The sequence below is a fragment of the Rheinheimera sp. A13L genome (assembly GCF_000217935.1).
GTDB lineage: Bacteria > Pseudomonadota > Gammaproteobacteria > Enterobacterales > Alteromonadaceae > Pararheinheimera.
On sequence record NZ_AFHI01000010.1, the window covers coordinates 62,800 to 76,980 of the forward strand.

The 14,181-nt window shown below is 45.7% G+C and carries 12 protein-coding genes; 7 read left to right on the forward strand and 5 right to left on the reverse strand.

Annotated features, from left to right (window positions below; translation table 11 throughout):
* Positions 1-158: 158 nt before the first annotated feature.
* A complete protein-coding gene (locus RHEIN_RS06660; RefSeq protein WP_008898211.1) occupies positions 159-629 on the reverse strand; it encodes a cell division inhibitor SulA in 471 nt (156 codons plus the stop codon).
* A 125-nt stretch (positions 630-754) separates the two neighbouring features.
* On the reverse strand, positions 755-1,276 hold the full coding sequence (locus RHEIN_RS06665; RefSeq protein WP_008898212.1) for a tetratricopeptide repeat protein: 522 nt from the start codon (positions 1,274-1,276) through the stop codon (positions 755-757).
* A 247-nt stretch (positions 1,277-1,523) separates the two neighbouring features.
* Between RHEIN_RS06665 and RHEIN_RS06670 the strand changes: the two genes are divergently transcribed.
* From RHEIN_RS06670 to RHEIN_RS06680, 3 genes are all read left to right on the forward strand, one after another.
* Positions 1,524-3,290 carry a GGDEF domain-containing protein gene (locus RHEIN_RS06670; RefSeq protein WP_040554668.1) on the forward strand — a complete coding sequence of 589 codons (1,767 nt, stop codon included), beginning with the start codon at positions 1,524-1,526 and terminating at the stop codon, positions 3,288-3,290.
* 74 nt (positions 3,291-3,364) lie between these two features.
* A complete protein-coding gene (locus RHEIN_RS06675; protein ID WP_008898214.1) occupies positions 3,365-4,075 on the forward strand; it encodes a DUF3581 family protein in 711 nt (236 codons plus the stop codon).
* A gap of 88 nt (positions 4,076-4,163) precedes the next feature.
* Positions 4,164-4,463 carry a YciI family protein gene (locus tag RHEIN_RS06680; RefSeq protein WP_008898215.1) on the forward strand — a complete coding sequence of 100 codons (300 nt, stop codon included), beginning with the start codon at positions 4,164-4,166 and terminating at the stop codon, positions 4,461-4,463.
* A gap of 87 nt (positions 4,464-4,550) precedes the next feature.
* Here the strand turns inward: RHEIN_RS06680 and RHEIN_RS06685 are convergent, their stop codons facing one another.
* From RHEIN_RS06685 to lodA, 3 genes are all read right to left on the reverse strand, one after another.
* Entirely contained in the window at positions 4,551-5,366 is an 816-nt protein-coding gene (locus RHEIN_RS06685) for a substrate-binding periplasmic protein (RefSeq protein WP_008898216.1), read from the reverse strand.
* Between the two features lie 128 nt (positions 5,367-5,494).
* Positions 5,495-6,631 (reverse strand): lysine-epsilon-oxidase maturase LodB, encoded by a 1,137-nt coding sequence (lodB, locus tag RHEIN_RS06690; RefSeq protein WP_008898217.1) that lies wholly within the window; start codon positions 6,629-6,631, stop codon positions 5,495-5,497.
* Positions 6,632-6,637: 6 nt separating this feature from the next.
* A complete protein-coding gene (lodA, locus tag RHEIN_RS06695; protein WP_008898218.1) occupies positions 6,638-8,662 on the reverse strand; it encodes a CTQ-dependent lysine 6-oxidase LodA in 2,025 nt (674 codons plus the stop codon).
* Positions 8,663-9,010: 348 nt separating this feature from the next.
* On the opposite strand from lodA, the gene RHEIN_RS06700 reads away from it, so the two are divergent.
* From RHEIN_RS06700 to RHEIN_RS06715, 4 genes are all read left to right on the forward strand, one after another.
* The gene (locus tag RHEIN_RS06700) at positions 9,011-11,335 is read left to right on the forward strand and encodes a TonB-dependent receptor (RefSeq protein ID WP_008898219.1); all 2,325 of its coding nucleotides are present in this window, start codon (positions 9,011-9,013) and stop codon (positions 11,333-11,335) included.
* 284 nt (positions 11,336-11,619) lie between these two features.
* Positions 11,620-12,096 carry a zinc-ribbon domain-containing protein gene (locus RHEIN_RS06705; RefSeq protein ID WP_040554686.1) on the forward strand — a complete coding sequence of 159 codons (477 nt, stop codon included), beginning with the start codon at positions 11,620-11,622 and terminating at the stop codon, positions 12,094-12,096.
* A gap of 102 nt (positions 12,097-12,198) precedes the next feature.
* Positions 12,199-13,014 carry a class I SAM-dependent methyltransferase gene (locus tag RHEIN_RS06710; protein WP_008898221.1) on the forward strand — a complete coding sequence of 272 codons (816 nt, stop codon included), beginning with the start codon at positions 12,199-12,201 and terminating at the stop codon, positions 13,012-13,014.
* A 353-nt stretch (positions 13,015-13,367) separates the two neighbouring features.
* Positions 13,368-13,895 (forward strand): hypothetical protein, encoded by a 528-nt coding sequence (locus RHEIN_RS06715; RefSeq protein WP_008898222.1) that lies wholly within the window; start codon positions 13,368-13,370, stop codon positions 13,893-13,895.
* Positions 13,896-14,181: the final 286 nt, after the last annotated feature.

Consider the following 14,181-nt stretch of genomic DNA (forward strand, 5'->3'; position numbering starts at 1 on the left):
ACTTTGTTTACTCACTCTGCTTCAGATACGTCACTAAAAGCCTGAATATACAGCTTCTATGAAATACATCAATTAATCACCTTTATCAGAGCCTAGTGTAAGCAAAATGGTTGCCAGGGCCAAGCCGGTTATTAGTTAGGTCCGGCTTCAGGCCTGTATTAGTGGCTGACAGCAATACGCTGATTTATATTCTGAGACTGTGTTGTGTCATTGCTTAGCTGGTAAAAACAGGTTTGGTGTTGTTCTGCCAGTTGCTGATAATGCTGCAAAGAGCTTTCGCTGAACTGATCTTGCCATACCACCACTGCGCTACACGTGCTGCTGCTTAAGGCGTCACTCAATACTGTATGAATATTGCTGATTTGTTTTTGCTGGATCACCAGTACTTTGGACATATCTAGATCAAAACCACTAAAAGTCGATTTATCCGGTAACTGATTTGGTGCCAGTAACAGCACCCAGCCTGAATGTTGTTGATGCTGCTGAATAATAAACAGCAATTCAGGCAAGGCCAGTTGACCAGCAGTCACCTGCAATTTTTGATAAAAAGCCGTTTGACCGGTTTTATGCTGTGACTGATTTGGGTTCAATGAAGAGTAGGTCTGAACTGCTTTATTTAAATTCAACATAGTGACGCTCCAGTACTGTTTGTATTTACAGTGTATGGATATACAGTAGTTTTCTGTTGTTTAAAAAGCAAGCTCTTTTTATAAAGTTTTTGGCGGTTTTTTACTCTTTTGAAAAAGGTGAATTGTTACCTATTGTTTTGTAACGTAATTTTTTCAAAGCGTTCTGCGGCTAATTGCTGAGCCTGCTGTTGGTCCAGCACAGTTAAGTGTTTACACAGTACTGTACAGGCTTGTTCTGCTGTACTGTCCTGTTGTAAAGCTGCCAGAATAAACCAGCTGTAGGCAAAAACTGCTGACTTAGGTACTCCAGCCCCTTTTAAGTAACAGTGGCCTAACTGAACCTGGGCCTGTAAATGACCAGCATAAGCTGCACGACAATAAAAGGTAGCAGCCTGGTGTGTTTGTTGTTCTGATAAAGCAAGGGCCTGTTGAAACAACTGCTCTGCTTCTTGTTGATCTGTATGCAAAGTGTCGTTCTGAACAGTCAAAGCCGGGTCATTTTGCGGTAAGTACGACAGCATACTTCCTGGTGATTGCAACAAAACCTGCAGTAGCTGCTGATGTTCTTTCAATTTGGTGTCCACTTCAGCCAAAGTTAAATCATCAATACCCGTAAACTCTGGGCTTAAAAGCTGTGGTGTTGTCATAAATATAAAATCCGGTTTTGAAAAGCGCGCTATTAGACCCAAGGCACAGGGCAGGGTCAAGTTATTGAGTCTGCTTTATACCGTCTTCTGTCAGATTTCTGACGATAAAGCCAGCTGCAAGCCATTGTCTTGCCAGAATCGCGCCAAATCTGTGGTTTGTATCTTGTCGCAGGAAAAGGTCATGGTCATATGGTTGTCACACAGCTTTCTTACACTCCGCACTTTAACGACGTGTGAGCGCAGTACCATGTGGACAGATGAAAGTTACAGGCAAGAACTGGTCAGTATTTTACAGCAGCGTAAGTTGCAGCCGCTGTTTCAGCCTGTACTGGATTTTAATACCGGCCATATTCAGGGCTATGAAGCACTGATCCGTGGCCCATCCGACAGTCCGCTGCATTCTCCTTTAGTGTTATTTAAAGTGGCACATCAGTGCCAGTTATTGCCTGAATTGGAAATGCTTTGCCGGGAGCTGAGTATTGCTGCCTTTTCCGCTGCAGCTGTGCAGGGGGATTTGTATTTAAACGTGAATCCGCTTTTGTTGCTGTCTAACGATCATCCTTCCGGTTTAACTCTGGCCCTGCTGAAAAAGTATCAACTGGACCCAAGTCGTGTTGTTATTGAGCTGTCGGAGCAGTATCAGGTGGATGACTCCTCAGTGCTGATTAATGCAGTGCATCATTACCGCGAACTGGGTTTTCGTATTGCCATTGACGATTTAGGCAGTGGCTTTTCCGGTTTAAAGCTGTGGTCTGAACTAAAACCCGATCTGATTAAAATTGACCGCTACTTTATTAGCCAGGTGCATGCCGACCCGACCAAAAAAGAATTTGTCCGCAGTATTATTGCCTTAGCGAAAAGCACAGGCTCAGCTGTTGTGGCTGAAGGTATTGAAACCCGCGAAGAGTTGCTGCTTTGTCAGGAACTGGGCGCCGACTATGGCCAGGGTTATTTATTAGGCCGCCCAAATGCGGTGATGAGTTCTGTGGTCACAGGCAGTTATCAGCTTAATCCTAATCAGGGCAGTGCACCTCCGAACTCGACGGAACAAGTTGGCGCTTTATTATTAACTGTGCCAGCCGTGGCCAGCATTACAACTGTAGCGCAACTTTTTGATATTTTTAGTAAAAACCCGCAGTGGTCCAGTCTGGCAGTGGTCGAAGACGAACAGCCTGTAGGTATTATTCAGAAATCTGTGTTGTTTGAGCTGTTCTCAAGCCCTTATGGCCGGGCTTTGTATGAAAAGAAAACCGTCAAAGCTTTGATGGATCAGGATGCTGTGATCGTAGACGAGTATTGCAGCCTGGATCAACTCAGTCAGCAGGTGACCGATCAGGACGACGAAGGCAGCTGGTATTTTATTGTCACCCGCGAGCAAAAATATCTGGGCTTAGGTTCAGTGCGGGCTTTATTAAAACGTATCACTGAAAGCAAATTACAAAATGCGCGTTACGCTAATCCTCTGACTTTATTGCCGGGTAACGTGCCGATTTATCGTGAAATTGATGGTTTATTGCAGCGGCGTAAAAGTTTTCATATCGCCTATTTTGATTTAAACGACTTTAAGCCTTACAACGATAGCTATGGTTACAGCAAAGGCGATTTGGTGATCCAACTGGTGGCTGAGTTGCTGACCAGTATAGCCGGGGCTGATGGGCATTTTGTCGGTCATGTAGGGGGCGATGATTTTGTGGTGATCTTCACCAGCGACAACTGGCAGCTGTTGTGTCAGCAGGTGCTGAATGAATTTGCTGAGCGGGTACTGTTTTATTACGAAAGTGCTCATGTTCAGGCCGGCGGCATTCGCAGTCAGAATCGTAGTGGCGAACAGGTGTTTTATCCTTTACTCAGTCTGGCTGTTGGGGTAGTGTCACCCGACCCAAGGTTATGTGTTTGTCATCATGATGTGGCCGCTTTGGCCAGTGATGCCAAAACACAGGCGAAAAAACCACAGGGCAACTTTTTGTTTATCTCACGCCGACGTGGGCCTGGCCAGAATGTCTTAGTTAATTGATGACTGGCTAGACCAATTTAAACCGTGGTCTGAGGTACACTGCACCACTTCGATAGTCGTCAGGACGGGGATCCATGTTTTTACAGCAGTTTATTAGTGAGCATAACCACGAAGTCAGTTTTAGCCGTCAGCAGGCCTGCCGTTTTGCCAAGGAAGTGGCAACAGATTTTAACCCCATCCACGACGCCGACAGTAAAAGATTCTGTGTGCCTGGTGATTTGTTGTTTGCCCATATGGTCAGCAAACACGGTTTAGCCCGTAAGTTACATTGCACCTTCGCCGGTATGGTCAGCTCAGATGTGCTGTTGCACTCAGAGCAACAAGGTGATGAATGGCGTTTATGTGATCAACAGAAAAAAAATTATTTAATTTTGCGCCAGCAAGGTGAAATTCATCATGATTTGACCTATATCGAATCCTTAGTGAAAGACTATGTGCGTTTTTCTGGTCAAAACTTCCCGCATATTCTGCAGCCTTTAATGAAGCAGCATCAGGTGATGATTAACGCTCAGCGCCCGCTGGTTATTTACGAAAGCATGACACTGGAGTTCGACCGCTTCTGTGCCACTTCACCTGAGTTACGTTTGGCCCATAATGATTTAACAGTCGAAGGCAAACGTGGTTTAGCGCGTTTAGGTTTTGAGTTAGTAGAAAATGGCGAAGTGATAGGCCGTGGCGAAAAACGTATGATCTTAAGCAGCCTGCAGCCTTATGAAGAAACAGTGATGCAGCAAATGGTCGATTTTTACAACGAACGTAAAACTCAGTTTCAGCACGCCGGTTAACTAAAGTTTTCGCTGGCTTGGTTTGCACTTGTGCTTCTGCTAAGGTGCTGCGCCCCAAATGCCTTATTGAATTGAGCGGAGTTAATTGATGTATTACATGATTTGTTCTGAAGATGTGCCAAATAGCCTGGCTTTGCGTAAACAAGTGCGTGAACAGCATTTAGCCCGTTTGCAGGAATTAAAAGCCCAGGACCGTTTATTGATTGCAGGCCCATTGCCAGCAGTGGACCTGGAAGACCCTGCCGAAGCAGGTTTTACCGGCTCTTTAGTGGTAGCGCAGTTTGAGTCTTTAGAACAGGCCAAAGCCTGGGCTGCAGCAGATCCTTACATTGCTGCTGGTGTATACGCCAATTCAGTGGTCAAGCCATTTAAAAAGGTACTGCCTTAAGCTCTGTCTTGCTTTTCTGTTTAACCCTTCATAAAAATCCCCGACTTGTTTGGGGATTTTTTTTGATCATTGCAACCGGGGCCGCTGTTATAACTGCGGTTCTTGCAGCGGTAAACGTGAGGCTGGTTGTGGCAAACTAAACTGATATTCTGCCACCTGATAACGCTGCACTATGCGGCTTAACTCGCCATTGTTGTATAAAAGCTGCCAGGCTTTTCCCAGTTGTTCTAACTGCTGTGTGGATAAGGTTCGGCGATTAAAACCAAAATACACCGGGCTTTGATACACCTCAAATAAGGGTTCCAGGCCTACAGTGGGCAAGTTAGCCAGCTTTTTCCAGTAGTGATAAGCTGCAATATCTTCCAGTACGCCATGCACCCGGCCATTGAGCAGCAAGCCTTGTTTATCCTCATTGCTACGGATAAACACAAAACGGGTGCGGTTTTTTGCATCGTTTAAAATACTGTCCAGCTCATCGCCATAATAAGCACCATTAAGCAACGCAATAATACCTGAGGTACCGCTGCGTTTTAGTTCTGTCAGATTTGTTAAGCCCGGAAAAGCCTGTGCTATTCCGACCAGATAGATGATTTCCTGCTGATGAGGGCCAATAAAAGCAAAGTGTTCACTACGCTCGGTGTTGTAACTTAAGTGGCTTAACACATCCAGCTCGCCTTGTTCGATCAATTTTAACGAGCGTAACCAGGGGCTGTGAATAAACTCCAGTTTGCAATCGACCTCTTGTGCCAGACGCGCCAGCAACTCAACATTCAAGCCACGCCAGCTGTCACCTTGCTGAATAATATAAGGTGCAAAGCTGGTTTCAATGCCCATACGTAAGGTACAGCTGTAACCCGGAAAACTCAGGAGCAGACAAACCAGGGCAGCGTGTAAAAGCTTCATAGTGTCCTTGAGACAGCAACTAAAATATAACTCAACTATATACGCAGCCTGCAGGCAGTCAAAGTTTCTGCCGCAGGCACTGTCTGGTCCTCACTTCAGCACAGTTCTGTTTATTCGATAAAGAGCCATCAACCCGCCTGACGTCTTTGCCAGAATGGCGCATGAAGCCAGCGTTGTTCTGTCTGGTAAAAATGCCGCCTGAGTTGTTGGTAAGAGGCAAAATGAGTGTGCAGATCCTGCTGATACAACTGCCTGGCTTGTGTTACCGCCGTTGCCTGCATAAGGTTTTGCTGTTGCTCCAGCTCTGATATCACCAGCCGGGCAGCATGACAGGCTGAGGTCAGGGCAAAACCTAATCCCATCGACGAAATAGGGTCAAAAGCACAGGCTGCATCACCAATAGCCAGGTAATTACGAAGTGTGCTGGCATCACTGTACTGGCTAGCTGCATTACGCAACCAGGGATGGACAGACAAAGTTGTGTAGTCTTTGACAAGCCGCTTCAGATGCTGACTCTGTTGCAACAAGTGTTGCCAGTGCTGACGCTGGTTCAGCCGTAATTTGCTGATAATGTCGCTATCAGAAAAAAAAGTGGCGACATACTGCTGATTAGGCAGCCTGGCACCATACCACCAGCCATATTCAGTGCTTTCAATCAGTTGCTCCTGCGCGCCTTCTGTTTGCTCCTTGCAACTGAAAAAACAGCCTGCGCCCATCAATTGATCCAGTTTATGGGACTGGCCTCCCAGTTGACGGCAAAGTGAACTATTGCGGCCAGACGCATCAATAAGATAACGGGCGCGGATCTCAAAAGGAGCTTGCGTCGGGTGAGTGCACTGCAGCAGCCATTCTGAGTCTTGTTGACTGACGGTACAGTGAGTACGGGGGATCAATGTGCCACCCCGCGCTGTTAACTGTTCAATCAGAGTGAAATCAAAACTTTCTCTGTCCAGCTGCACACTGGCATTTTCACTGCTGAAAATAGCATGCCGTACTCGGGGTAAGTCGCTACCCCAATAGGTAGTGTCGCCATAACAAGGTAAAAAACAATGGGCCGGAAAATCACTTTTTTGTAGTTTCAGATAATCCAGCAAGGCAAATAAACTGTCTGAGACATGCTCGCCGACACGTACCTGACTGAAATCGGATTGCTCCAGCACCACGACATGAAGTGAGGAATAAGTTAATAAACTGAGTGCGGCGCAGACCCCGGCAGGGCCTGCGCCTATGATGACCACATCAGTTTTGATGTTAAGGTCGCTCATTGGTTGTTAACGCCTCATCCTGGTGCCTGAGCGGGGTGTGCCAAGGCCACCAGATGCCACTTCAATGGCTTTAAAAGCCCTTTGTTCCAGCGCTTTGACCATCTGCACTGCTCTGTCACTTTTGGCTTTTACCTGCTGAGTATCCGCCTCAATATAAAACACAGGTATAGTGGTTTCGTTATCATCCGGATTACCAGTAATAGCGCCAACTCCTACTTCCTTATAGGAGAAAATTTCATTGTTGCGTTCGGTTTCGGTAAAGTACGGATAGCCCGCTGCCTGACTGTTGTTATCCCGGATAAAAGCCAGCGCCGACCAGTGTTCCACCATCTGTACAAAAGAATTGATACCCCGGGCATAATTCATTTGTTGTCCGGCAGGCAGGTGAGAAGCAGCCTGACCTTCCACTGTGGTTTCACCCGTCAGTACATCCCATGGACTTTGTGGCGGCCACCAGTAGGCATAATAAGTTGGTGGTAAAGGGGCGCCATTGGCTTTATTCACTTCAGGCACGGTAAAGTTGACTGGCTGCACAGTGCACTGGAAAAAATCAGCCTGCCATGGGCATGCCATACGTTTGGTTAAGTCACCAGGCTGACAACCGCCGCCTTCACATTCATCACGCGAAGGAGTTAAACCTGTGCTGTTGTAACCGTTTGGACCTTTTTCATCGGCAATACGGTAAGGTGCGGCATAAACAGCAGGGTTTTGCATACTCCAGGTAACTTCAATGCCTGGGCACATCGGCAAACCAACACAATTACCAACACTGCCTTGATCCAGCGGGTTAACCGGATAAGGGGCGGCCTCATGGTGCGAATCAAACCGGCCTTCTGCCCACTGACTCAGCAAAAACTGCTGGGTTTCGTTCAGTGCCAGAAACTTCATGATCAGCTCGTTACTGACCGAATTACTGCCGGAATTCAGCGGCAACATAGGGAAGTTATCTTTAAATAACACTTGTTGTGGCTGATCGGCTGAAGGATCTCCTTCTTTGTTCAGGCCACGAAAATAAGAAAAATACTGCTGCCGGTTTGCTTTGTTGGCGTCGCTGTTATCGGCGTAGTCAAACTGCCGTGAGTTAAAAGCGCTCATGGCCTGCACATTGGCAACCCACTGATAACGACTAAGCCTCTCGACCAGTGGTTCAATATCACGTTGATAATTCGCCCAAAAATCCGGGTTAAACTGGCCGTTGCTGTAAATTTCAGGTACCAGATTGTAAAAGCGTACCCCCACATCAAACATGGTGTCGGACAAAGTGGAAATATTCACAATCTCTGGTGCAAAGTCGGGTGAACCCACCACAACCCAAGCTGAAAGTTGTTCTGAGCTGCCATCCTGATAGGTGACAGTGCAGTACACCGGGCCGTCTGAAATATCATCGTGCCAGGTGTTAGAACCGCCATAACTGGTCAAAGGCTCATCACCCCCTGCATTGCCATATCCACCTAATACAATTAAGCGCCCAAGATCATCTGTCAGTAAATCCCCTAAGGTGGTAATGGCAGTACCGTAGGTGACTGTGCTTGGCGGATAAGACACCGGATAACCCTGTGGTGCATTGTCTTTATCAAAACCAATACTCTGACGACGACCACTCAGGCTACGAGGGCCCGGATCAATAATCAGTTTTTGCCTGTCCTGCTCTGTTGTCTGATCCGGATTACGAAAGGGCACTTTTTGCTGCTGATAGCTATTCTGTGGGCCATACAACAAATTGCCCTGCAACTCGCTGTATTGATACCAGGCGGCTTTCTTATTGGCTAAATGCACTGTCCATTGAATGGACTGCACATTCGGATTGTCCAGAGTCAGCTCTGTACCGTCTTCTGACAATAATTTAAAGGCTTGGCCCTGGCGGCGCACCCGGCCTGCATAGTCTTTAAATTGATGAACTGGTTCGCCCTGATTACCGAATGGGTCTGCTTCAAAAGGCAGCTGGCCTGTTTTTTCCGGCGCAAGATAAAACTGTTCCGGACTGTTACCCAAGCGGGCAACTCCAACGGAAGGATGGATACGAAGAGCCATAGATATGTTCCTTGTTTGGCTTAAATGGCTGTATTCAGCTGGAATACTCTGGCTCAACTGAATGTTGTGATGCGGGCAAGTATTGAACGCGGCTAAACTATAGCGAACAAGCACAAGACTTTGTACCCAAAATCTTTATATTTTTCTGATATAGGTATGATAAGGTTGGTTTTACTGCCCAGCTTGCAGGGGTTGCTGATGTGTTTTTATTAAGTTGTATTTGATATTTTTCTTCTGTGCAAAAATGAGCTGCCCTCTGTAATTAACTTGTAAGCTAAATGTAGTTATAACGTCATTTAGAGTCTTTACTTTAATCCGCTGTTTAGTTCACCCAGATGGATTTTAGTTATGACGTATCCCACACAAAAACAATTTAAAAAGAAAATGTTAAGTACACTGGTCATGGCAAGTTTTGCCAGCAGCGTATTCAGTCTAGTCGCTGATGAAGCTGACGAAACGGCGATAGAACGTATCACTGTGACCACACAAAAGCGGGTGCAGGCTATTCAGGATGTGCCAGTGACGGTAACGGCTTTTAGCGGTGAAATGCTGGAGCAATTGGGCATTGCAGATCTGGATGTGTTGTCTGAAATCACTCCTGGTTTAGTGATCCAGGAGCAAAGCCCAAACAACCCTGGTTTTGTCATTCGTGGTATTACCTCTGACAGTGGTTCAGCTCAGTCTTCTCCCCGGGTTTCTGTGTATTACAACGGCGCTGATGTTTCCCGTTCACGCGGATCTTACTTTGAACTCTTTGATATTGAACGGGTTGAAGTGGTGAAAGGGCCACAAGCGACTTTATTTGGTACTGCGGCTTCCGTCGGCGCTTTGAGTGTTACCACCCGTAAACCTCAGGAAGAGTTTGAAGCCGCTGTTACTTTAGGTGCAGGTAATTTTGCTGCGAAAAATATGAATGGTTATGTCACAGGCGGCGAGCAAAAAGTGCAAGGCCGTCTGGCTTTTACTTACAAAGAGCGTGATGGTTATGTAGAAAATATCGCTCAAAACCAGCCGGATCTGCATGGTATTGAACGTACAGGTATTCGTCCTTCGCTACGTATTACTCCCAATGACGATTTAACTCTGGATCTGGTGTACAACTTTGAGAAAAACAACGATACAGGCACAGCTTTTAAGAGCCGTCGTTTTGCGCCAACTGGAGGCGATACCAGCCCTTACAGCTTTGTGGAAGCCAGCGGTAGCCCTTTAGCTTTACAAGTATTTGGTAAGTCTGATCTGGGTGTTGAGCGCACTGTGAAAGATTTAAACCTGACGGTCAACTGGGATTTAAACGAGCAGTGGCAGTTAACCAGCATCAGTGCTAAACGCAGCTTCGATTCGCTGGAAGTGTTTGACGCAGACGGCACTCAAGCCTGGTTTTTAGAGTTTGCGGAAGATGCGACAGGTGATCAGTTCAGTCAGGAATTACGCTTTAATTACAGCGCCGACAAGCTCAATAGCTTCTTTGGCATCAGTTACTTTGACGAAGATGGCTCTCAGTTGGTGCCTTTCAGTACAGAAGAATCCATTTATTTGAACTGTGTTGGCCAACTGGCAGCATTGAATGTGCCTTGTATTAATCCGGACGGCACAGTAAATATTCTGACGCCACTGCTGACTCAAGGACAGGCTCAGTTATTGCCTTATCAGGGCAGCTATCAGAACTTTGGCGAAAATAAAGCTTTTTCGGTGTTTGCTGATTTCAGTTATGCAGTCACAGAGGCGCTGGAGCTGACTGCAGGTTTACGTTATGTCGATGAAGATAAAACCAGCGGTTACGCTTCAAACTTTGCCAATTCGGTATTGGCTAAAGCTCCGCTGTTACCTGTAGTCTCAACCAATGGTGAAATTTTTAGCGCCGAAGGCAGCTTTGACGCCTGGTTACCGCGTTTTAATGCGTTGTACCGTGTGAACAATCAACTGAATTTTTATGCCACTATCTCCAAAGGGCGTCGTTCTGAAGTGGTAGATGTTAACTCAGCCAGCAGCCCGACTGGTGCAATACCTCGTATTACCGAACTTCCGGCAGAAACTATCTGGAACTACGAAGCGGGTATCAAAGGCAGCACTGAAAACAACTCTCTGCGTTATGCGGTATCGATGTTTTATCAGGACTACCAGAACTTTCAGGTCACTTTGCAGGACGATGCCGGTAATTTTTATACCGACAACGCTGGTAATGCCAAAAATATGGGTATAGAAGCCGAACTGAGCACAAGCTTAAGCGATGATTTGGAATGGTTTACGAACCTGGCATGGATAGACGCCAAAATTGACGACGACAGCAGCAACGGTAATCTGGCTGGTAACAGATTCCGCCTGCAACCTGAATACACAGCGGGCACTGGCTTGTTGCATTCGTATGAACTGGGCAGCGAATATCAGTTAAACAGCTCCTTGCTGTACAGTTTCCGCAGCGATATCTTCTTTGAAGAAGCCAATGCGCCTGTGGCGGGTTTTGATATTACTCAGGGCGCAGTGCAGCTTACCAGCCTGCGTTTTGGCCTGGAGAACACTCAGCAAAACTGGTCTGTGACTCTGTATTCCAGCAACGTATTTGATAAAGAATATCTGGTGGATGCAGGCAACACAGGCGGAGCTTTTGGTTATCCAAGCTTTGTTCCGGCTGCACCAAGGTTGTTTGGTATTGAGTTCAGTAAAAGCTTTATGTAATAGCGTTTTATATAAAAAGTAGTTGATCTAAAAGCACTTGATTGAAAAGCTGCGGTGGGCGAGGGCCATAAGGTTTTCCCTGCTGCGGCTTTATTTTTCACAAAATCCAAAAAGCCTGAGAGAAAAGCTCTTGTCTGATTATTTGTTGCCGGAAAAATAAAACTGATCTAATTTAGGCACTTATAGTGGCAGCATCAGAAAATATCTGTAGAGGAAAAATACTGATTTGCCAGAGAGTTGTACTAGTATTGGCCATGGAGGCTGTGAGTTTGAAAAGTGACCCAATGACGACGCCATACGTGAATCATCCGAGGTATGGAAATCTACCTATCCCTTCGGAGTTTTCTTTTACTGCTGATGAAATTGAAAAGGGGCACTGGCGATATTCCACTTTGAGGTATTTATCCAATACGGCTATACCAGCTGATACCAGCAAACAGTACTTCGCAATTTATCCCCGGTCGATATACGTTGATATCGAAGAACAATGTGAGCTATGTGGCCGATTATTCCTTTTCTATGCACTTGAGCAAAAATATTGGTTTGAGAAATTGCAGTTTTGGATTGATGCTCACTGTACCAGGTGTATCACCTGTAGACAGAAAAATCAGAATGTACGGAAGATGCAGAAATGCTATCAGGAACTGATGAAAAAGGTGATAAAAACGGAACGAGAAACAACACAGCTAAAGGCTGTTACTCTGGAATTGTATCAACTGGGATATATCAAGGATACTGGCAAAATCAATCATATGAGTTAACGACTTTTTGCAGGCTATGTACTAAATCATGTTTAAAACAATCGAATATAGCTACCTTTATCTACTCTTTCGAATAAAAATATACTCTAAAAGGATTTGATTATGCTCACTAAACTGTTGCGCCTAAGTGTAATTCTTCTGGCTAGTCACACCAGCTTCATCGCAACTGCCGATATCAGTCAGGCATTGCAGCATGAAGCCCGTACTGCAGAAAACAAAAAACGTGATGTTGCGCGAAAGCCGGAGCAAACTCTGGCATTTTTTGAAGTGACACCAGAAAAAACTGTAGTGGAAGTCTGGCCTGGTTCTGGCTGGTATACCGAAATTCTGGCTCCTTTGCTGGCCGAAAAAGGCAAACTCTACGCCGCCCATTATTCAGATAAGTTCACGCTTCTGCCTGCTGACTATATGCAAAAAGGCCGCACTGAATACAACACAAAGCTGGCATCGCACCCTATTTACAAAAACGTCACTGTGACAGATTTCGCACCTTTGGCCGATATTGCCATAGCGCCAGCCGCCAGTGTTGATGTTGTGCTGTCTATCCGCAATCAGCTCTATATGTTCGAAGGCGAAACCTCGTTAAAACACGCCTTAGCCAACTTTTACAAAGCGCTGAAACCCGGTGGTGTACTAGGGGTAGTAGCGCCACGCTTACCAGACCATTTGCTCAATACAGAGTGGAAAAAAACCGGTTATGTACCAGAGCAGTTATGGTTAACACTGGCTAAAGAAGCGGGATTCAGCTTTGAAGATCGCGACGACATGCTGCTGAACCCAAAAGATACCGCCGATCATCCATCAGGCATTTGGTCTTTACCACCTACTTTAGCCGGAACTGACGAAGAAAAAGCCAAACATCTCGCCATTGGCGAAGTAAATCAGATGGTGCTGAAGTTTAGAAAGCCGCGGGAGTAGGGCGACTGTTATTGCCTGAGTGACATGGGTTCGATGACTTGTAGGTTGCACTCGCCGCAAAGCGGCAGTGCAACAATTGGCTATCTTAAGCTTGTATGGCTGGTAGCGACTATTAGCTAATACAGCATTAGCAGGCTTTGGCTGTACCTATGGACGTATACACAATGTTATTTGCTTTGATAAGAAAACAGGCAGGTTTTGAGCAAATAAACAGGCACATTTATCCTTCTTTTAAAGCAGGAGAAACATTCCCATTTAGCAACTTTGAGTGAATCAGCCTAAAAATAACAGGCAAGAAAAAAGTAATAGTGTGCCAGTACAATATACAAATGTGAGGCATCAAGGAGCAGGAAGTGCCGTTGAACGTTGGGGATTGGGTAAGAAGCTACAGCACCGGAATATGGCAAATATACCGCGTAATTGAATACAAGTGCCGAAATCCAACCACCGGTTTGGAACAAAAAAAGACTACGATATTTTCTAAACGGTTTGTTTCAAATGCTTTCAGGCGGTCGTTTAAAGAAGAATGCTGCGATCCTGCTTTAATTGTGCCATTGAGTTTAGCCGAAAAGAATCAGATGAACTTGTTCATCAGGCAAAATGAAAATCTTTACAAAAAGTTTCAAGAGTACGAGCCAAAAAAAATTAATTGCGTGTACAACGCAAGAATTGAGATATCAGAAACACGGGACGCTGCCTCCATTGCAAAAGAGCTTTCCGGTTTAGGCCCTATGCGGGATTTAGACATAGATCAGCGCTTATCCTCTCTGGGCTATAACACGAAAGCAATGCCTTCTTGGACGGTTCAATTTGTGTCTGAGAACTTTAACTTGGTGAATGGCTATTTGGTGTTCAATTTTAGTAAAGTCTTGGAGTACTAAATGCCTAACAAGTGCACTAAGTTCGTTCCGGCCCTTCGGGCCTTCACCGGACGCGCTAAAGTGCGCCACGCATGTAAGCGTTAGTGGTGATTGAAAGTGGGTAAAAGTAGCTCTATATGTCTTATGTTTGCACTGACATTTTCATGCTTTGCTGCCGAATTCCCAGCTGGTCGACGCAGAGCATCAACGATATCAACAAACATTTTGCTTTGGCAATGCTGGACTGTCATGTCAAAGCCATCAGCGAACAATGTGAGTATCTGAAACTCTCGCCAATACCGACAGA